19 protein-coding genes and 1 other RNA gene are annotated in these 17,401 nt (G+C 72.2%); 11 read left to right on the plus strand and 9 right to left on the minus strand.

Features of this window, described 5'->3' with window-relative positions:
- Window positions 1-14: 14 nt before the first annotated feature.
- Window positions 15-995, plus strand: coding sequence for a hypothetical protein (locus ACIA8D_RS23245; protein WP_399235004.1), 981 nt, complete (start codon window positions 15-17; stop codon window positions 993-995).
- A gap of 69 nt (window positions 996-1,064) precedes the next feature.
- Here the strand turns inward: ACIA8D_RS23245 and ACIA8D_RS23250 are convergent, their stop codons facing one another.
- The gene (locus tag ACIA8D_RS23250; RefSeq protein ID WP_399235006.1) at window positions 1,065-1,814 is read right to left on the minus strand and encodes a bifunctional DNA primase/polymerase; all 750 of its coding nucleotides are present in this window, start codon (window positions 1,812-1,814) and stop codon (window positions 1,065-1,067) included.
- A 140-nt stretch (window positions 1,815-1,954) separates the two neighbouring features.
- The gene (locus ACIA8D_RS23255) at window positions 1,955-2,617 is read right to left on the minus strand and encodes a TetR/AcrR family transcriptional regulator (RefSeq protein WP_399235008.1); all 663 of its coding nucleotides are present in this window, start codon (window positions 2,615-2,617) and stop codon (window positions 1,955-1,957) included.
- A 136-nt stretch (window positions 2,618-2,753) separates the two neighbouring features.
- Here ACIA8D_RS23255 and ACIA8D_RS23260 point away from each other — a divergent pair, with 136 nt between their 5' ends.
- Together ACIA8D_RS23260 and ddaH are read left to right on the plus strand one after the other, a co-directional pair.
- Complete coding sequence (locus tag ACIA8D_RS23260) at window positions 2,754-2,939, plus strand: DUF6243 family protein (RefSeq protein ID WP_399235010.1); 186 nt, start codon at window positions 2,754-2,756, stop codon at window positions 2,937-2,939.
- A gap of 101 nt (window positions 2,940-3,040) precedes the next feature.
- Window positions 3,041-3,871, plus strand: coding sequence for a dimethylargininase (gene ddaH / locus ACIA8D_RS23265; RefSeq protein WP_399235012.1), 831 nt, complete (start codon window positions 3,041-3,043; stop codon window positions 3,869-3,871).
- Window positions 3,872-3,934: 63 nt separating this feature from the next.
- Here ddaH and ACIA8D_RS23270 read toward each other — a convergent pair whose 3' ends face one another.
- From ACIA8D_RS23270 to ACIA8D_RS23280, 3 genes are read right to left on the minus strand one after another with little or no spacing between them, the layout of a single operon-like run.
- The gene (locus ACIA8D_RS23270) at window positions 3,935-4,924 is read right to left on the minus strand and encodes a small ribosomal subunit Rsm22 family protein (protein WP_399235014.1); all 990 of its coding nucleotides are present in this window, start codon (window positions 4,922-4,924) and stop codon (window positions 3,935-3,937) included.
- 32 nt (window positions 4,925-4,956) lie between these two features.
- Complete coding sequence (locus tag ACIA8D_RS23275) at window positions 4,957-6,081, minus strand: serine hydrolase domain-containing protein (protein ID WP_399235188.1); 1,125 nt, start codon at window positions 6,079-6,081, stop codon at window positions 4,957-4,959.
- Window positions 6,078-7,400 carry a multidrug effflux MFS transporter gene (locus ACIA8D_RS23280; RefSeq protein ID WP_399235015.1) on the minus strand — a complete coding sequence of 441 codons (1,323 nt, stop codon included), beginning with the start codon at window positions 7,398-7,400 and terminating at the stop codon, window positions 6,078-6,080. Before ACIA8D_RS23280 ends, ACIA8D_RS23275 begins: the two co-directional genes overlap by 4 nt.
- Window positions 7,401-7,507: 107 nt before the next feature.
- Here ACIA8D_RS23280 and ACIA8D_RS23285 point away from each other — a divergent pair, with 107 nt between their 5' ends.
- On the plus strand, window positions 7,508-8,527 hold the full coding sequence (locus tag ACIA8D_RS23285) for a Gfo/Idh/MocA family protein (RefSeq protein ID WP_399235017.1): 1,020 nt from the start codon (window positions 7,508-7,510) through the stop codon (window positions 8,525-8,527).
- Between the two features lie 34 nt (window positions 8,528-8,561).
- Here ACIA8D_RS23285 and ACIA8D_RS23290 read toward each other — a convergent pair whose 3' ends face one another.
- Complete coding sequence (locus ACIA8D_RS23290; protein WP_399235019.1) at window positions 8,562-10,193, minus strand: alkaline phosphatase D family protein; 1,632 nt, start codon at window positions 10,191-10,193, stop codon at window positions 8,562-8,564.
- A 109-nt stretch (window positions 10,194-10,302) separates the two neighbouring features.
- Here ACIA8D_RS23290 and ACIA8D_RS23295 point away from each other — a divergent pair, with 109 nt between their 5' ends.
- The 3 genes from ACIA8D_RS23295 to ACIA8D_RS23305 all read left to right on the plus strand — a co-directional run bounded on the left by ACIA8D_RS23295 (window position 10,303) and on the right by ACIA8D_RS23305 (window position 12,117).
- Complete coding sequence (locus ACIA8D_RS23295; RefSeq protein WP_399235021.1) at window positions 10,303-11,073, plus strand: SDR family oxidoreductase; 771 nt, start codon at window positions 10,303-10,305, stop codon at window positions 11,071-11,073.
- Window positions 11,074-11,173: 100 nt separating this feature from the next.
- Window positions 11,174-11,737 carry a DoxX family protein gene (locus tag ACIA8D_RS23300; RefSeq protein ID WP_399235023.1) on the plus strand — a complete coding sequence of 188 codons (564 nt, stop codon included), beginning with the start codon at window positions 11,174-11,176 and terminating at the stop codon, window positions 11,735-11,737.
- 11 nt (window positions 11,738-11,748) lie between these two features.
- The gene (locus tag ACIA8D_RS23305) at window positions 11,749-12,117 is read left to right on the plus strand and encodes a MazG-like family protein (RefSeq protein WP_399235024.1); all 369 of its coding nucleotides are present in this window, start codon (window positions 11,749-11,751) and stop codon (window positions 12,115-12,117) included.
- A 39-nt stretch (window positions 12,118-12,156) separates the two neighbouring features.
- Here ACIA8D_RS23305 and ACIA8D_RS23310 read toward each other — a convergent pair whose 3' ends face one another.
- Window positions 12,157-12,486 carry an NUDIX domain-containing protein gene (locus tag ACIA8D_RS23310; protein WP_399235025.1) on the minus strand — a complete coding sequence of 110 codons (330 nt, stop codon included), beginning with the start codon at window positions 12,484-12,486 and terminating at the stop codon, window positions 12,157-12,159.
- 48 nt (window positions 12,487-12,534) lie between these two features.
- Between ACIA8D_RS23310 and ACIA8D_RS23315 the strand changes: the two genes are divergently transcribed.
- From ACIA8D_RS23315 to ACIA8D_RS23325, 3 genes are read left to right on the plus strand one after another with little or no spacing between them, the layout of a single operon-like run.
- On the plus strand, window positions 12,535-13,122 hold the full coding sequence (locus ACIA8D_RS23315) for a GrpB family protein (RefSeq protein ID WP_399235028.1): 588 nt from the start codon (window positions 12,535-12,537) through the stop codon (window positions 13,120-13,122).
- 47 nt (window positions 13,123-13,169) lie between these two features.
- Window positions 13,170-14,075 carry a glycosyltransferase family 2 protein gene (locus ACIA8D_RS23320; RefSeq protein WP_399235031.1) on the plus strand — a complete coding sequence of 302 codons (906 nt, stop codon included), beginning with the start codon at window positions 13,170-13,172 and terminating at the stop codon, window positions 14,073-14,075.
- 44 nt (window positions 14,076-14,119) lie between these two features.
- Window positions 14,120-14,599: a hypothetical protein gene (locus ACIA8D_RS23325; RefSeq protein ID WP_399235033.1), complete on the plus strand. Its 480-nt coding sequence runs from the start codon at window positions 14,120-14,122 to the stop codon at window positions 14,597-14,599.
- 10 nt (window positions 14,600-14,609) lie between these two features.
- Here ACIA8D_RS23325 and ACIA8D_RS23330 read toward each other — a convergent pair whose 3' ends face one another.
- The gene (locus ACIA8D_RS23330) at window positions 14,610-15,977 is read right to left on the minus strand and encodes an MFS transporter (protein ID WP_399235189.1); all 1,368 of its coding nucleotides are present in this window, start codon (window positions 15,975-15,977) and stop codon (window positions 14,610-14,612) included.
- A gap of 215 nt (window positions 15,978-16,192) precedes the next feature.
- On the opposite strand from ACIA8D_RS23330, the gene ACIA8D_RS23335 reads away from it, so the two are divergent.
- Window positions 16,193-16,945 carry a hypothetical protein gene (locus tag ACIA8D_RS23335; RefSeq protein ID WP_399235035.1) on the plus strand — a complete coding sequence of 251 codons (753 nt, stop codon included), beginning with the start codon at window positions 16,193-16,195 and terminating at the stop codon, window positions 16,943-16,945.
- 40 nt (window positions 16,946-16,985) lie between these two features.
- Here ACIA8D_RS23335 and rnpB read toward each other — a convergent pair.
- Window positions 16,986-17,386: RNase P RNA component class A (gene rnpB / locus ACIA8D_RS23340), an RNA gene on the minus strand.
- Window positions 17,387-17,401: the final 15 nt, after the last annotated feature.

The following is a 17,401-nucleotide window of genomic DNA, read 5'->3' on the forward strand; positions in this document are numbered from 1 at the left end:
GTGAATCGAACGTCATGAGCGAGGCCAGGAACAGGATCGGCCGACCGGTCGCAGCGGCGGCCGCCGCGGTCGTGCTGTCCCTCACCGCGAGCGGCTGCGTGACCGTGCACGGCGAGCTGGAGATCGTCCCGACGACCACCAAGGGGCAGGCGGCGCGCGCCGTCGACACCTTCGTGGACGCGTACAACGAGGCGGACCGGACGTACGACGCGGACGCCGACGCCAAGCACGTCACCGGCGCGCTCGGCGCGATCGACGCGGCGAAGCTGAAGGCGGGCCGCGCGCTCAACCCGAACGGCAACCCGAAGCACTCGCCGCTGAAGCTCACCGACACGCAGATCACCGTGCCGAAGAAGGCGGGCTGGCCGCGCTGGTTCGTGACGAACTCGGACAACAACCGGGTCAACGGCTACCGCTGGGTGATGGTCTTCACCCGCAACGCCCAGAACGCGCCGTGGGCGGTCTCGTACCTCTCCCTGTTCCGGGACGGCACGGTCCCCAAGTTCAAGACGGACAAGGCCGGTTGGGCCGAGTCCGTGGACCCGGACGCGTCGGGTCTCGCGCAGCGTCCGAAGGACATGGGCGAGAAGTACATCCAGTACCTCAAGAAGGGCGGGGACGGTTACGCGCCGGGCCCGCACACCACACGCTGGCGCCAGACCCGCGAGCGGATCGACTCGCGCCCCGGCCTCACCACGCAGTTCATCGACGAGTCCCTCACCTCGGGCTCCTTCGCGCCCGTGGCTCTGCGCACCGCGAACGGCGGCGCCCTCGTCTTCTTCACGACCCGCCGCTACGAGAAGCTGACCGCGTTCCCCGGCAGCAATCTGCCCGCGATCGGGGCGGACGTGAAGGCGCTGATGAAGGGCGAGCCGAAGGAGTCGGCGATGTACGGCTACGTCTCGGGCCAGGCAGCGATCGACCCTCCGGGCTCCTCGGGCAAGGTGAACGTGGTCTCCCGGGTGGAGGGCATCACGACGGCCGAAGGGAACTGACGGACACCCGTCGTTGCGGTCCCGGGGCTCTGCCCCGGACCCCGCGCCTCAATCGCCGGCGGGGCTTGATCATGGCCACGCGGACGTGAAGTCCGGCTCCGCCCCCACGTACCGCGCACACGCATCCGTCAGCGTCTCCAGCAAGGTGAGCGGATCGGGAAGCGGATGCTCCGGCCCCCGCACCCAGAACACGGAGCGCTCAGCGGGCAACCGCGCCGGCGGCACCAGCACGTACGACCCGCGGCAGTGCCACCGGAGCCCGGGATGCTCGTCCATGGTCTCGGGGTGGCAGTCCAGCTCGCACGGCCACCACTCGTCCTCCTCGTCCGGCGTGCCGCGCGTCGCCGTGAAGAAGAGCACGCGGTCGCCGCCGGACTCGGCGACGGGGCCGACCTCGATCCCCGCGGCGAGGAGCCGCTCCAGCGCCTCGTACCCCGCCTCCAGCGGTACGTCGAGGACGTCGTGGACCATGCCGGTCGCGGTGATGAAGTTGGCCTGCGGCTGATGTCTCGCCCAGCGCTCGATCTGCGCGCGGTCCGTCGTGGACTGGGTCTGCCAGGCGAAGGAGACGGGGTGCCTGCCGGGGGTCGGACAGCCGACGCGGTTGCACGAGCACCGGTAGTCGGAGGGATACGCGGCCGGGGCCAGCGGCAGTCCGGCGGCGGCAGCGGCGAGCAGCAGGTCCTCACGGTCCGCGTCGGCGGCCGCGGTGTCCTTCGGGCCGCGCGCGGCCCGCAGCCACCGTGAGATCAGGCCGCCCGTCGTACGCCCCGCCGTGTCGCCGCGTCCGCCGAATCGGCGGCCCTGCTCCGCGCCCATCAATCCCCTCACCATCGCCGTCGAGCCACTGCCCTCGTGCCGAGTCCGGATGAACCTTGGACCAAAAGTGTCCCACCATCCTGCGCCTCGGGTGGCCACAGTCCACATCCGGGGTGCGCAAGGGCGCGCGGGGCCGGATTTCAGGGGCGGCAGGCGCCGATTCCGTAGAGGGCGTACTCGACGATCGCGTCCGCGTACGCGTGGTCGAGCGGGCCGGTGTTCTGCAGCCAGCGCTGGGCGAGCGGCCCGGAGAACAGGTCGCGGGCGACGAGCGGGTCGACGCCGGCGCGGATCTGCCCGGCGTCCTGCGCGGCGCGCAACCGGGCCGCGTACAGGTCGAGCCCGGGCATGAGGAGCTTGGCGACGAAGTCCTCGGCGAACTCCCGGTTGGCGAGCCCCTCGGCGGCGAGCGCGCGGGCCGGCGCCTCGAAGCGGGGGTCCTTCAGCTCGTCGACGGTGGCGCGCAGCACCAGCTTGAGATCGGCCTCGATGTCGCCGGTGTCGGGCAGGGAGTCGTAGTCGAGCGGGTAGTCGGGGTGGTTCGCGGCGGCGGCCTCCTGGTTGCGCTCGCCGAGGTCGATGAAGGCCTCCATCAGGACCTCGGCCTTCGAGCCCCACCATCGGTAGATGGTCTGCTTGCCGACACCGGCGCGGGCGGCGATGCCCTCGATGGTGGTGCGCGGGTAGCCGATCTCCCCCACGAGGCCGAGGGCGGCGTCGTAGATCGCGCGGCGGGAGCGTTCGCTGCGGCGGGTGGCGTCGGGGACGGCCTTCTTCGCCGACTGGCTCTTCGTGGCTGACATGCTTCGAATGTAGCAGCGCGCGAGCCGAGACGGTCCGTCTCGAAACCTCTTGACAAGACGCGGCGTCTCGCCGACAGTGGAGCACGTCAACGAAACGAGACGATACGTATCGTCGCGAGCTTGGAGGAGTACACCCATGACCCGAGGTGGAGCAGGCGGCATGCTGGGCGTCGGTGGCGCCCGCAGCAACATGTCCCGCAAGGCGATGCGCGGCGGCGGCCGCGGCGGACGCGTCGGTGGCGGGGGCGCCGACCCCGTGGCGCAGAAGCGTGAGCTGCTGCGCAAACTGCAGGAGAGGCGCGGCACGCACGACGCGTCGTGATCAGGATCAGGCGTGAACCACCCGTTCGGTTCACAGCCCCGAGGGCTCCTCCGACCGCACCATGGGCTTCCACCCAGCCCTGCGGTCGTGAGGAGCCCTCATTGCGTAATCCGCGCCTTGTCGAACGTCGCGCCACACCCCGGCGCTATCTCATGTGCCCACCGGCGCACTTCAAGGTCACGTACTCGATCAATCCGTGGATGGACCCGACGAAACCCGTCGACGTCCCGCTCGCGGTCGCCCAGTGGGAGGACCTGGTCGGCCGCTACCGCGCGCTCGGCCACACGGTCGAGGTGCTCGACCCGCGCCCCGGCCTCCCGGACATGGTGTTCGCGGCGAACGGCGCGACCGTGGTGGACGGGCGGGTGCTCGGCGCCCGGTTCGCGCACCCGGAGCGGGAGGCCGAGGCCGCGGCGCACCTGGAGTGGTTCCGGGCGCACGGCTACGCCGAGGTCCACGAGCCCGTCCACGTCAACGAGGGCGAGGGCGACTTCGCCGTCACCGCCTCCTATGTGCTCGCGGGGCGGGGCTTCCGGGCCTCGCCGCTGTCGCACGGGGAGGCGCAGGAACGCTTCGGCCGGCCGGTGATCGGCCTCGACCTGGTCGATCCGCGCTTCTACCACCTGGACACGGCGCTGGCGGTGCTGGACGACGCGGAGGACTCCGTCATGTACTACCCGGCGGCGTTCTCGCCGGGGAGCCGGGCGGTGCTGCGGCGGATGTTCCCCGACGCGCTGATCGCCTCCGAGGCGGACGCGGTGGCCTTCGGCCTCAACGCGGTGTCGGACGGCCGGAACGTGGTGCTGCCGCAGGGGGCCGTGGGGTTGTTCGGGCCGCTGCGGGAGCGGGGGTTCGTGCCGGTGGGGATGGATCTGGGCGAGTTGTTGAAGGGGGGTGGGTCGGTGAAGTGCTGCACGCTTGAGCTCCGCTGACCGGGAGCTTCGTTGGCCCGCACCGTGGTTGAGGTCGCGGGGCTCTGCCCCGGGCCCCGCTCCTCAATCGCCGGAGGGGCTTGATTGCCCCCACTCGGCTTTCCTGGCCCACTTGTACGCCTCACCGTGCTTCTTGGTCACCGTCCTGCGCACCAGGCCGCCCTCCGCCACGCACAGGTCGAGCAGCACCTGGCCCTTGCGGATCTGGGGCTTGCGGACGATCCGCGCGGGGGCCGCGGCAACGGGGAGGCGGGTCGCGGCGACGTAGGAGAACTTCTCGTCCTCGTAGGCCAGGGAGCCACCCTTGACCCGGCGGTGCAGTGAGGAGCGGGCGACTCGGGCCGAGAAGTGGCACCAGTCCGTGCCGGGCACGATGGGGCAGGCGGCGCTGTGCGGGCAGGGCGCGGCGACGTGGAACCCGGCGGCGATCAGCCGGTCGCGGGCCTCGATGACGCGGGCGTAGCCGTCCGGGGTGCCGGGTTCGATGATCACGACGGCGCCGGTGGCGGCCGCCGCGGCGGCGTCGACGACCGAGGTGCGGTCGGCCTCGGTCAGTTCCTTGAGTACGTACGAGACGGTGACCAGGTCGGCCTCCGGTGCGTCGTGCGTGCCGATCCGCCCCCGGTCCCAGCGCACGGAGTCCGCCAACCCGCCCTCGGCTGCGGCCAGTTCGCGGCCGAGGTCGAGCGCGGGCTGCGACCAGTCGACGACCGTCGTGGCCCGCTCCCTGGGCCACACGTCCCGCGCCGCCCACACGGCCGCGCCCGTGCCGCCGCCGATGTCGAGGTGGCTCGCGGGAGCCCAGCCGGACGCGGCGTCCAGCGCGTCGAGCGCGGAGCGCACCGCCTCGAACGTCGCGGGCATCCGGTACGCCGCGTACGCCGCGACGTCCGCCCGGTCGCGCAGGATCGGGGCGTCGGTCGGGGTGGTGCCCCGGTAGTTCGCGATGAGCCGCTCGACGGCCTTCGTCGCCTGCGTGGGCGGAAGACCGTCGAGAAGCCCGGCAAGGGCCGTGCGGAGCGTGTCGGCGGGCGACTGGAGGGGGACATTCACCCCTTGATTCTACGAACCGCCGGCGGGCCGGTTCAGACCACCGCCCGCGCCACCCGGTTCCCCGCCGCCACCCGCGGGCCGTTCGCCGGGCCGCGGCGGCGGGGGTGGACCGTGTTGGCGAGGAGGATGAGGGAGGTGTCGGTCGCCGGGTCGATGACCAGGGACGTGCCCGTGAAGCCGGTGTGGCCCGCCGCGCCGCGGCCCGCCAGTTCGCCCATGAACCACGACTGGTCGAGCCGGAAGCCGAGGCCCGGCGGGGTCAGCATCAGGTCGACGAAGTCGGGGCCGAGGATGCGGGCCGTGCCGTAGGAGCCGCCGGTCAGGAGGGTGCGGCAGAGGACCGCCAGGTCGTACGCCGTGGAGAAGAGGCCCGCGTGGCCGGCCACGCCGCCGAGCGCCCAGGCGTTCTCGTCGTGCACCTCGCCGCGCAGCATGCCCCGGTCCGCCTTGGCCCAGGGGCGGCGCTGGTCCTCGGTGGCGGCGGCGTCGGGGCACGGACCGTACCCGGTGGCGGTCATGCCGAGGGGGCGGGTGATGCCCTCGCGGATCAGGACGTCGAGGGGGCGGTCCGTGATGCGCTCCAGGACCTGCTGGAGCAGCAGCATGTTCAGGTCGGAGTAGAGGTAGTCGCCCTGCGGGGAGGACGGTTCCTCCGTGCGCAGGAGGGCCAGGCGCGCAGCTGTGTCCGGGGCGTCGTACAGCGGGAGTTCGGGGCGCAGGCCCGAGGTGTGGGTGAGCAGGTCGCGGACCGTGATGCCGTGCCGGGCGGCGGCCGTGAGCTCGGGGACGTACGCGCCGACCTTCGCGTCGATGCCGAGCCTGCCCCGCTCGATCTGCTGCACGGCGGCGATCGAGGTGAAGAGCTTGGTGAGGGAGGCCAGGTCGAAGGGGGTGTGCACGGACATCGGGGTGCGGGCCGCGAGGGGTAGTTCCACCGCCGTGTCCGTCGTCTCGTCGTACCTCGCGTAGCGCGTCGCCCAGCCGTACGCCGCCTCCGCCGCGATCACCGGGCCGCGGCCCGCGAGCACGACGGTCCCGGCGCACCAGGGCCGCCGCCCCTCGGGCAGCGCGCGCACATCGGAGAGGAGCCCGGCGAGCTGCTCGGCGTCGAGCCCGGCCCGCTCGGGGGTGCCGTGGCGCAGTCTCGGCGCGTTCAGCGCTGCTCACCCGCCGCGCGCCGCTGCCAGGGGCGGCACAGGGTCACGAAGGCGAGCGCCGCGACCAGTGCGCTGACGAGCTGGACGAGCGCCATCGGGACCGCCGTGTGCTCGCCCGCGATGCCGACGAGCGGGGAGGCGATGGCGCCGATCAGGAACGAGGCCGTGCCGAGCAGCGCCGACGCGGAGCCCGCGGCGTGCGGGGTGCGCATGAGGGCGAGGGCGTTGGTGTTGGGCGTGGTCAGGGCCATGCAGGACATGAGGACGAAGAGGCCCGCCGCGATGGGCGCGAGGCCGAGTTCCTCGGGCGTTCCGAAGACTCCGCCCGCGGCCAGGAGGAGGAAGGCGGCGGCGAGGACGACCAGGGTGAGGCCGATGCCGAGCACCTTGTCGAGGTCGACCCGGCCGACGAGCACCTTGCCGTTGAGCTGGCCGACGGCGATCAGGCCGATCGAGTTGAGCCCGAAGAGGAGGCTGAAGGTCTGCGGGGACGCCCCGTAGATCTCCTGGATGACGAACGGGGAGGCCGACACGTACGCGAAGAGTGCCGCGAACGCGAAGCCGCCGACGAGCGTGTAGCCGAGGAAGACCCGGTCGGCGAGCAGCCCGCGCATCGTGCGCAGCGCCTCCAGGGTGCCGCCGCCGTGCCGCCGCTCGGGCGCGAGGGTCTCCGGCAGGAACTTCCACACGACGGCGGTGAGCGCGATGCCGATGCCGGTGAGCACGACGAAGACGCCGCGCCAGTCGGTGAACCGCAGCACCTGGCCGCCGATCAGCGGCGCGACGATCGGGGCGATGCCGGAGATCAGCATCAGGGACGAGAAGAACCGCGCCATCGCGACGCCGTCGTAGAGGTCGCGGACGACGGCGCGGGCGATCACGATGCCGGCCGAGCCCGCGAGCCCCTGCATCAGGCGGAAGGCGATGAGGAGGCTCGCGTTCGGCGCGAAGGCGCAGATCGCGGTGGCCACGATGTAGATCAGCAGGCTGACGATCAGCGGGCTGCGCCGGCCCCACTTGTCGCTCATCGGGCCGACGACGAGCTGTCCGAGCGCCATGCCGGTCAGGCACGCGGTGAGGGTGAGCTGGGCGGTGGCGGCCGAGGTGTGCAGGACGTCCGTGACCTCCGGCAGGGCCGGGAGGTACATGTCCATGGACAGCGGCGGTACGGCGGTGAGCCCGCCGAGGATGAAGGTGAGGAGGAGTCCGGCGCCGGCTCCGGCGACCGCCTTGGGAATGGGCGTCGGGGTGGCGCCGCGGACCTCACCGGTCGCGTCCTCCCCCGTGGTGCTCCCGGTGGAACATCCGCTGTCCTTCATCCCGTTGCCCCTCGTTTCCCTTCGTCTCTCCCGGCCACCTGTGCGATTCCCTATGCTCTCAGCTCGGCGGTGCGGTCGAGACCAATATCTGGAGCGGGTGGGGCGCGATGGCTGAGCGGGTGCGTTGGGGAATTCTCGCGACGGGCGGGATCGCCGCGTCGTTCACGGCTGATCTGCTGGATCTGCCGGACGCCGAGGTGGTGGCCGTGGCCTCGCGCAAGGAGACCTCGGCGAAGGCGTTCGCGGAGCGCTTCGGGATCGAGCGGGCGTACGGCGACTGGGCCTCGCTCGCGGCGGACGAGGACGTCGACGTCGTGTACGTGGCGACGCCGCACGCCGCGCACCGGGAGGCCGCAGGGCTCTGCCTGGAGGCGGGGCGGGCCGTGCTGTGCGAGAAGGCGTTCACGCTGAACGCGCGGGAGGCGGCGGAGCTGGTGACGCTCGCGCGCTCGCGGGGCGTGTTCCTGATGGAGGCCATGTGGATGTACTGCCATCCGCTGGTGCGGCGGCTGAAGGCGCTCGTCGACGACGGGGCGATCGGCGAAGTCCGCACCGTGCAGGCCGACTTCGGGCTCGCCGGGCACCTCTTGCCGGAGGCGAGGCAAGGACAGCTGCCGCCCGCGCACCGGCTGCGCGATCCGGCGCAGGGCGGCGGCGCGCTCCTGGACCTCGGGGTGTATCCGGTGTCGTTCGCGCAGTTGCTGCTCGGGGAGCCGTCCGGTGTGCAGGCGTCCGCGCAGCTCTCCGACGAGGGCGTCGACCTCCAGACCGGGATGCTGCTCTCGTGGGACGGCGGGGCGCGGGCGCTGCTGCACTGCGCGATCAACGCCGGCACGGGCGTGACCGCCTCGGTGACCGGCTCCGCCGGGCGGATCGACGTACCGGACGGCTTCTTCCACCCGGAACGGTTCGTGCTGCACCGGGACGGTCTGGACCCCGAGGAGTTCGTGGCGGCCCCCGAGGACGGGCCGCGCGATTCGATGCGGCACGAGGCGGTCGAGGTGACGCGGCGGATCCGGGCGGGCGACACGGAGTCGCCGCTCGTGCCGCTGGACGGCTCCCTCGCCGTGATGCGGACGCTCGACACCGTCAGGGAACGGGTCGGCGTCCGCTATCCCGGCGAGTGACGGCCGGGGCAGGGCCTGTCGTTTGGATCAGGCCCTACGCGGGCTTGAGGCCCGGCTCCCCCGCGGCCGTCACGAACGAGGCGGCCGTGGTGAGGGCGGCCCCGGGCGTGGTCACGGCGGGCACCGTCTTGAAGTCGGCGCGCGCCGCCTCCTGGCCCAACTCCACGGTCACGTAGCCGCGGTGTCCGTTGTAGTGCTTCATGTGCGGGTTGCGGGCGAGGTAGCCGGCCCAGTTGGACGGCTTGGCGGAGCCGTCCTTGCCGCTGGTGATCGAGGTCGTGACGATCTCGGTGCCGACGGTGCGCGAGTCCTGGTCGGCGGCATCCCGCTTGATGTCCATGGCGTACGAGACGTGGACGTCGCCGGTGAGGACCATCAGGTTCTCGACGCGGGCCGCCTCCGCGCCCTTGAGGATCCGCTCGCGGGAGGCCGGGTAGCCGTCCCAGGAGTCCATGGAGAACGTGGTGTTGCCCGCGGTCGCGTTGTTCCTGCGCGAGAACGTGACCTGCTGCGGGACGACGTTCCACAGCGCCCGCGAGTCGCGCCAGCCGCCGGTCAGCCAGCGCTCCTGCGTGAAGCCGGGCAGCGTCTGCGAGGCGGCCTCGGACTCGGGCGTCGGGGTCTTCCAACCGTCGCCGTTGGCCTGGTCGGTGCGGTACTGGCGGGTGTCGAGGATGTCGAACTGGGCGAGCCTGCCCCAGTGCAGCCGCCGGTAGAGCCGCATGTCGGGCCCGCTGGGGACCTGCGGGCGGCGCAGCGGCTGGTTCTCCCAGTACGCGCGGTACGCGGAGGCGCGGCGCAGCAGGAACTCCTCGGGAGGGTTGCCGTTCTCGTCGGTGTCGCCCGCGTAGTTGTTCTCGGTCTCGTGGTCGTCCCAGGTGACGACGAAGGGGTGCGCGGCGTGCGCGGCGCGCAGGTCCTCGTCGGACTTGTAGAGGGCGTACCGCAGCCGGTAGTCCGCCAGCGTCATGGTCTCCCGGTTGAAGACGCCGGGCAGCACGCGGTCGGTGTAGTTGCGGGCGCCGCCGACGGAGGTGACGGCGTACTCGTAGAGGTAGTCGCCGAGGTGGAAGACGACGTCGACGTCGTCCTGCGCCAGGTGCTTGTACGCGGTGAAGTACCCGTCGTGGTACGCCTGGCAGGACACGGCGGCGAGGGTGAGCGCGGAGGTCTTCGCGCCGGTGGCGGGCGCGGTCCGGGTGCGGCCGGTCGCACTGACCCAACTCCCGGCGCGGAAGCGGTAGTAGTACACCCGCCCGGGCGCCAGCTTGTCGACCTCGACGTGCACGGAGTGGTTGTACTCGGGGTGGGCGGGGGCGGTGCCGCGCCGCACCACGCGCCGGAACCTCTCGTCGCTCGCCAGCTCCCAGTCCACGTCGACGCGGGCGGCGGGCAGTCCGCCGCCGGTCTCGTACGGGGACGGGGCGAGCCGCGTCCACAGCAGCACGGAGTCGCGCAGCGGGTCGCCGGAGGCGACGCCGAGCGTGAAGGGGTCGCTCTTGATCTTCTTGGCGTCGAGCTCGGCGGCGGCCGCGGTGCCTGCGGTCGGCAGATTGGTCGCGAAGGCGAGCGCGGCGGCGGCACCGGTGACGGTGAGGAATCTTCTGCGGCCCAAGTGCTGGGCGGCGACGCGGAGTTCTGCTGCGTGCTGCGGTATCTGAGGCATGAAGCGTTATTGCAGTGGCCGGGGACGACGGCCGACTGTCACGTACACAACAGCCACATGGCGGATCGATGATCTCCGCGTGGCCGCGCGACCCGTACGCTGCGGCCTCATGAACGCTTCGCAAACGGACACCGCTCTGCGCGCCGCCGTCGTCACCGGCGCGGGCTCCGGCATCGGCCGGGCCGTCGCCCTCGAACTGCTGCGGGCGGGCTGGCGCGTGGCCCTCGCGGGCCGCCGCTCCGAGACCCTGGAGGCGACCGCGGCACTCGCGCCCGACGCCGACTCGCTCGTGGTCCGCGCGGACGTGTCGCGCCCCGAGGACGTCACGGCGCTCTTCGCCACGGTCCGCGACCGCTTCGGCCGTCTCGACCTGCTCTTCAACAACGCGGGCACGTTCGGGCCCGGCGGCGTGGGCATCGAGGACCTGGACTACGACGCGTGGCGGCAGGTCGTCGACGTGAACCTCAACGGGGCGTTCCTGTGCGCGCAGGCGGCGTTCCGGCAGATGAAGGAGCAGGACCCGCAGGGCGGTCGGATCATCAACAACGGCTCCATCTCGGCGCACGCGCCGCGCCCGCGCTCGATCGCGTACACGACGACGAAGCACGCCCTGACCGGCCTGACGAAGTCGCTCTCGCTCGACGGCCGCCCCTACCGGATCGCCTGCGGCCAGATCGACATCGGCAACGCGGCGACGGACATGACCGAGGTCATGCAGCGCGGCATCCCGCAGGCGAACGGGGAGCTGGCGGCGGAGCCGGTGATGGACGTCGCGGACGTGGGCCGCACGGTGCGGCACATGGCCGAGCTGCCCCTGGAGGCCAACGTCCAGTTCGCGACGGTCCTGGCGACGAACATGCCGTACATCGGCCGGGGCTGACCTCCCGCGATCAGGTGTGCGGCTTGATCCACTGAACTAGGGTCACTCGAACGGGCCTGCGCACCGCGTGCGGGCCGGACGAGTGCCGGACGGTGAAGTCATGACCTGCTCACGTTTTCGTACGTCTCGTAAGCCCTGCTCCGGGCGGCTCGATCTCGGGCTGCTCGCGCTGCGTGTCGGCACCGGCGGGGTGCTCGCCGTGCACGGGGCGCAGAAGCTCCTCGGCTGGTTCGGCGGCGGCGGGGTGTCCGGCACGGCCGCCGGCATGGAGGCCATGGGGTACCACCCGCCGAAGGCCAGCGCCATCGCCGCCGGGCTCGGGGAGGCGGGCGGCGGGGCGCTGCTCGCGCTCGGGCTCGCGACGCCGGTGGGCGGGGCGGCCGCCGCCGGGACCATGGCGGGCGCGGCCGCGGTGCACGCGCCCAACGGGTTCTTCGCGCAGGGCGGCGGATACGAGTACCCGGCGTTCCTCGGCTTCGTCGCGGCGGGCCTCGCGGTGACCGGCGCGGGCCGCTACTCCCTCGACCACGCTCTCGGCCACGCGCTCGACCGGCACTGGATGGTGCCCGCCGCGCTCGTCGGGGCCGGCGCGGCGGCGGTGGCCGTGGTGGCGTCCCGCAACAAGCAGGTGGCCGCGCGCCAGGACGAGAAGGAAGAGGAATAGCCTCGTCGTCCGTGACGACGAACGACGACGCCAACGACGACGCCATCGACGACGAGCTGTGGGCGACGGTCGACCGGCTGCGCGCCTGGCTCGACGCCCACAACGCCCGCCCGCCCCAAGAGGCGCTCCTCCTGCGGATGCTGAAGCTCTCCGAGGAGGTCGGCGAGGTCTCCCAGGCGGTGATCGGCGCGGTCGGCCAGAACCCGCGCAAGGGCGTGAGCCACTCCTGGACCGACGTCGAGTCGGAACTGTGCGACGTGGTGGTGACGGCGCTGGTCGCCCTCGGGGCGCTGACCCCGAGCCCGCGGGACGCGCTGCGCGCGCATGTGGCGAAGGTCGCGGACCGGTCCCTACCTCCTTCAAGCCCCTGCGGCGATTGAGCAGCGGGGTCCGTGGCGTCGGCCCGTGATGCCGGCTGCTCAATCGCCGCGGAGGGCTTGATCCGGCTGGAGCCACCCCCGCTCGCGCAGCAGCGGCACCACCTGCCCGCCGACCGCCGGGGCGAGCCGCACGCCGTCGCGGCCATCGGTCCACCGCAGCGCGGCCAGCTCGGCGGCGACGGCCGGGGCACCGGACAACGTGGCGGCGAACACCACCATCCGCATCGGCACGCCCTCCAGCGCCGCCACGTCCTCCACCACGGCGAGCCGCTCGACGGCGTCCGGCGCGGCCTCCTTGCTGACGACGAGCAGCCGCCCGTCCCGCACGACGGCCGCGGCGACCACGTTCATGACTGTGTCCTGGTGCATGCGAGGTTTCTCTCCCGATCTTCTCTCCACCCCGCGAATGAGCCCGAGATGCCCGAGCACGAGAAGCCCGTCGTCGTTCCGCACGACCCCGAATGGGACGCCGGTGGGCGGGAGTTGTGCGGGCTGCTGCGGGAGCGTCTCGGGCCGTCCGCGCTGCACGTCGACCACATCGGGTCCACCTCCGTGCCGGGCATGGCCGCCAAGGACATCTACGACGTGCAGGTGAGCGTCGCCGACCTGGACGGGGCCGCGGCCGTCTTCGAGGCGCCGCTGGTCGCGCTCGGTTTCGTACGGGCGCCGTATCTGCGCGATCACGTTCCGGCCGGGCGCGAGGCCGCCGAGGACCCGGCCGACTGGGCCAAGCGGTACTGGTCGCAGCGGGGCGAGGGCGCCCCGGACGTCAACCTCCATGTCCGCAGGGCGGGTTCGCCGAACGAGCGGCTCGCGCTGCTGTTCAGGGACTGGCTACGGGCGACCCCGGAGGCGATTCCGGCGTACGCGCGCTTCAAGTGCGTACTCGCAGGGGCCGTCCCCGACACCGGCACGTACGCCGACGTGAAGGACCCCGTCGTCGACCTGGTCGCGGTCGTCGCGGAGCAGTGGGCGGCGACCACCGGCTGGTCTCCGCACCCGTGAACCCCGCGAGGGTCGGACGGACAAGGTGAACGGCTACCATCGCCGCCATGACTGACAGGCACCGCAGCACCGAACTCCCGCGCCTGGGTGTGGCCATCGTCACCATGGGCAACCGGCCCAAGGACGTCGACGCCCTCCTGGAATCGGTGGCCAAGCAGGATGCGGTGCCCACCCGCGTCGTCATGATCGGCAACGGTACGGCGCTGCCCGCCTACCCCGGCCACCCGTTCGAGGTCCCGACGGTCGAGCTGGACGACAACCTCGGCTGCCCGGGCGGCCGCAACGTCGCCCTCGCCCGGCTGCGCGAGTTCGGCGACGTGGACGTGGCCGTGGAGCTGGACGACGACGGGCTGCTCGTCGACGCCGACGTGTTCTCCACCATCCGGCGCCTGTTCGCCGAGGACCCGCGGCTCGGCATCGTCGGCTTCCGCATCGCGGACGAGCTCGGCGAGACGCAACGCCGCCACGTGCCGCGGCTGCGCGCCAAGGACCCGATGAAGCGCGGCCTCGTCACCGCGTTCCTCGGTGGTGCCCACGGCTTCTCGATGAAGATGCTCGACGAGACCGGCGACTGGCCCGCCGACTTCTTCTTCACCCACGAGGAGACCGACCTGGCGTGGCGGGCGCTGGACGCGGACTGGAAGGTCCTCTACGAGCCGTCGCTGCTGCTCCAGCACCCGAAGACGTCCCCGGCCCGGCACGCCGTCTACCACCGGATGACCGCCCGGAACCGGGTGTGGCTGGCCCGCCGCCGCCTCCCCCTCCCGCTGATCCCGCTGTACCTGGCGGTGTGGACGGGCATCACGGTGCTGCGCACGCGGTCGCTGGGCGGCCTGCGCGCCTGGGCGGGCGGCTTCGCGGAGGGCCTGCGCGCCTCGGCCGGCGAGCGGCGCCCGATGCGCTGGCGGACGGTGTGGCGGATGACGCGGCTCGGCCGCCCGCCACTGATCTGACCGTACGGGGGTCGGCGCCCGCCCACAGGTGCTTCGCTGGCCCCATGATTGTCGTCGCCACCAGTGTCATCGCGGTCCTCGGCACCCTGCTGGGCGCGGGCCTGAGCCACGTACTGCAGGGTCGCACCGCCGCCCGCGGCCAGGACTTCGCGCGCGCCGAGCGGCTGCGCCAGGAACGCATCGACGCCTACTGCGCGTTCGGCGGCGCGCTCGCCAACTACCGCAGGGGGCAGCTGGACCGCTGGTTCCCCGAGCACGTCGACCGGCCCGGCGAGACGGCCGACGTCCACGAACTGCGCCGCGAGGCCCAGCGGTTGCGGACGGCGGCCATGGAGGCGATGTTCCGTGTGGAGCTGCTCACCGAGACCCCGGCCCTGACCGCCCTCGCCCGCGAGGCGATGGCCTCCGTCGACCGCGTTCCCACGGCCGACGACCGGGAGGAGCTCCGCGTCGTACGGGACGAGTCGCGCGGCCTGATCCACCAGTTCATCGCGGCGTCCCGCCCCCACGTGCTCCCCCGGTGACCGGGACCGGTCAGATCGACTCCAGGCTCCGCCCCGTCGTGCGCGGCCCCAGGAGCCGTACGTTCAGGCACAGGATCAGCATCAGCACGCCCGACCCGATGAACACCGCGTCCGCGCCCAGGTCCTCCAGCACGTCGATCGCGACGAACGGCAGCACGACCGAGGTGAGCCGGGACAGCGAGTACGCGATACCGATGGCGCTGGAGCGCATGCCCGTGGGGAAGATCTCCGTCTGGTAGACGTGGAAGGCGTTCGAGAAGACGTTGCTGCTGACGGTGAGCAGGAAGCCCGCGCCGACGATCAGCCAGGACGCCTCCGCGAACCCGAAGACCAGGCCGAACGCGGCGATTCCCAGCGCCGACAGGATGATCAGCGTGCGCCGCTCGATCCGGTCGATCAGCGGCACGGAGAGCGCCGAGCCCACCGGGTAGCCGAGGTAGCTGAGGGCCGCGTACGAGAGGGACTCGGTGACGGTGTGGCCCTTGGCCTGGAGCACGACGGGGGCGAGGGAGCCGAAGCCGTAGTAGCCGACGGTCTGGAGGATCTGGAAGATCCACCACATCACCGTGCGGCGGGCGTACGGGGGCTTGAACATGTCGCTCAGCGGCACCTTTTGGGGCGGCCCCGCCGGGGTTGACGTCTCGGGGCTCTGCCCCGGAGCCCGCGCCTCAATCGCCGGCGGGACTTGAGACGACTGGGCAGCGATGGCCCGTACCACCTCGTCCGCCTCCGCCGTTCGTCCCCGTGCCGCCAGCCAGCGCGGGGACTCCGGCAGGCGGGTCCGCAGGATTTGGATGAACGCGGCGCCGAGTGCGCCCGCGACCAGGAGCCAGCGCCAGCCGTCGACGCCGAACAGTTCGTGCTTGGCGACGAGGCGCGCGCCGAGCAGCGCCGCGACGGGTACGCCGACGAAGCCGAGGGTGTAGGCCCAGGCGATGTAGCGGCCGCGCACCTTGCGCGGCAGGAATTCCGCCAAGTACGTGTCGACAAGCACCAGTTCGGCACCGAGGCCGAGCCCCGCGAGGAAGCGCAGCACGGACAGCTGGGTCGCGTCCTGGGCGAAGGCGCAGGCCAGCGAGAACAGCGAGTAGAGCCCCAGGTTGACCAGGAACATCTTGCGCCGCCCGAACCGGTCGGCGAGCACGGACAGCACGTTCGCGCCGACGAACATGCCCAGGAACCCGGAGGCGATCAGCCACGACTTCTCGGTGCCCGACAGCTGCCAGGACTCCGCGAGCGCGGCGGCGAGCACGCCGCCGAGGAACACCTCGTAGAGGTCGAAGAAGGCTCCTACTCCGACGATCGCGGTCAGCCGACGGTGCCACGGTCCGACGGGCAGGCGGTCGAGCCGGTCGACCGGGTCCGTCGTGTCGTTCATGTCCGGGGTGGCGGCAGCCCCCGTGACGCCCTGCTCACTCATGGACACAGACGCTAGCTGTAAGTGGCACGTAAATGAAGAGGTGACTTCCCGCCTCCACACCTCCCCCACCTGCACATACGCCCCCAAGGCGACCGCCGAAGGGACCGGTGCACACTTATATCGCCATTACTCGCATACTGGACATAATCCTTCTCCTCTCGAAAGACGGGTCCATGTCCTCGAACGACCACGACACCACCGGCACGGCCCTGGACGTCGGCGAGTGGGCCGCATTCGACAGCGGCCTCGAAGCGACGATCGACGACCTCGAGGCCTTCGCGCCCACGTATCTGGACCAGGGCCACGAGGAGGGCGACACCTACGTCCGCTTCACGGTCCGCGTGAAGAACATGGCGCCAGGCGTCCGCCGGGCCATGCGCGCACACCACGCCGCGCATCCGCGCCGCGCGCCGCGCAGGGGGTACTCCAGCGAGGCCGCGCACACGCGGGCCGTCGACCAGCACACCAAGGAGCACACCGACGCGCTGCGCCACGCGAAGGCGGCGGTACGGATGCGCCTCACCGCGCGCGTCCAGGTGTGGGCGGGCGGAGCCAGGGCCGTCCGCTCGTACGACGCCAACCAGGACATCCTCGCGGGCCTGCACAGCGAGGTGCGTCGTCGTCGCACCCGCACAGCGACCTACGCCTTCCGCGTCCCGGCGGGCGGCCTTGACGACCTCCACATACGGCTGAGCCCCGCGGTGAACGGCACGACCCGCGAGTCCGCGGACTGGGCGACGTCCCTCCCGGAGCCGCCCGAGGACCTCCTCGACGACTCCCTCGTACGGGAACCCGAGGAGCACACGACCGCCGAAGCCGCAGACGACGACACGGAGCACGCCCCCAAGAAGCGCAAGCAGCGCCGTCAGGAGAAGCGGGAGCACCGCCGCCAGCAGATCCGCTCGACGCACGGCGCGGCGCTCTGACACCGCGCCGGGCGGGCGGGGAGGGGGGAAAGAGAAGCGGCAGACGAGTCGGGCTGTACGCCGGGTTCTGTCGCCCGAGGTCCTCGCGGCCCTCGGGGAGACGGCCATCCATCTAGGACCGGCGTTGCCACCGGCCTCCTGCGGTCTACCCGCGAACATCGGGCGGGCAGCCCTCGATCGTCCGCGCAGGACCGTCTCCGAAGAGGCGGCCCCTCTTGACCTTGCTCCAGGTGGGGTTTACCTAGCCGCCTGAGTCGCCTCAAGCGCTGGTGGTCTCTTACACCACCGTTTCACCCTTACCCAGCAAGCTGGGCGGTCTGTTTTCTGTGGCACTGTCCCGCGGGTCACCCCGGGTGGCTGTTAGCCACCACCTTGCCCTGTGGAGCCCGGACGTTCCTCGGGAGGTTCCGGAGAACCCCACGCGGCCGCCCGCCCGGCTCGTCTGCCGTCCGGCCA

It is taken from the genome of Streptomyces sp. NPDC051684 (genome assembly GCF_044453445.1).
Lineage (GTDB): Bacteria > Actinomycetota > Actinomycetes > Streptomycetales > Streptomycetaceae > Streptomyces.

Coding starts and splice junctions, on each gene's coding strand:
- ACIA8D_RS23245 (WP_399235004.1), top strand. CDS start 15: ATGAGCGAGGCCAGGAACAGGATCGGCCGACCGGTCGCAGCGGCGGCC.
- ACIA8D_RS23335 (WP_399235035.1), top strand. CDS start 16,193: ATGTCCTCGAACGACCACGACACCACCGGCACGGCCCTGGACGTCGGC.
- ACIA8D_RS23315 (WP_399235028.1), top strand. CDS start 12,535: ATGCCCGAGCACGAGAAGCCCGTCGTCGTTCCGCACGACCCCGAATGG.
- ACIA8D_RS23295 (WP_399235021.1), top strand. CDS start 10,303: ATGAACGCTTCGCAAACGGACACCGCTCTGCGCGCCGCCGTCGTCACC.
- ACIA8D_RS23300 (WP_399235023.1), top strand. CDS start 11,174: ATGACCTGCTCACGTTTTCGTACGTCTCGTAAGCCCTGCTCCGGGCGG.
- ACIA8D_RS23325 (WP_399235033.1), top strand. CDS start 14,120: ATGATTGTCGTCGCCACCAGTGTCATCGCGGTCCTCGGCACCCTGCTG.
- ACIA8D_RS23320 (WP_399235031.1), top strand. CDS start 13,170: ATGACTGACAGGCACCGCAGCACCGAACTCCCGCGCCTGGGTGTGGCC.
- ACIA8D_RS23290 (WP_399235019.1), bottom strand. CDS start 10,193: ATGCCTCAGATACCGCAGCACGCAGCAGAACTCCGCGTCGCCGCCCAG.
- ACIA8D_RS23310 (WP_399235025.1), bottom strand. CDS start 12,486: ATGCACCAGGACACAGTCATGAACGTGGTCGCCGCGGCCGTCGTGCGG.
- ACIA8D_RS23260 (WP_399235010.1), top strand. CDS start 2,754: ATGACCCGAGGTGGAGCAGGCGGCATGCTGGGCGTCGGTGGCGCCCGC.
- ACIA8D_RS23250 (WP_399235006.1), bottom strand. CDS start 1,814: ATGGGCGCGGAGCAGGGCCGCCGATTCGGCGGACGCGGCGACACGGCG.
- ACIA8D_RS23255 (WP_399235008.1), bottom strand. CDS start 2,617: ATGTCAGCCACGAAGAGCCAGTCGGCGAAGAAGGCCGTCCCCGACGCC.
- ACIA8D_RS23330 (WP_399235189.1), bottom strand. CDS start 15,977: ATGAACGACACGACGGACCCGGTCGACCGGCTCGACCGCCTGCCCGTC.
- ACIA8D_RS23285 (WP_399235017.1), top strand. CDS start 7,508: ATGGCTGAGCGGGTGCGTTGGGGAATTCTCGCGACGGGCGGGATCGCC.
- ACIA8D_RS23280 (WP_399235015.1), bottom strand. CDS start 7,400: ATGAAGGACAGCGGATGTTCCACCGGGAGCACCACGGGGGAGGACGCG.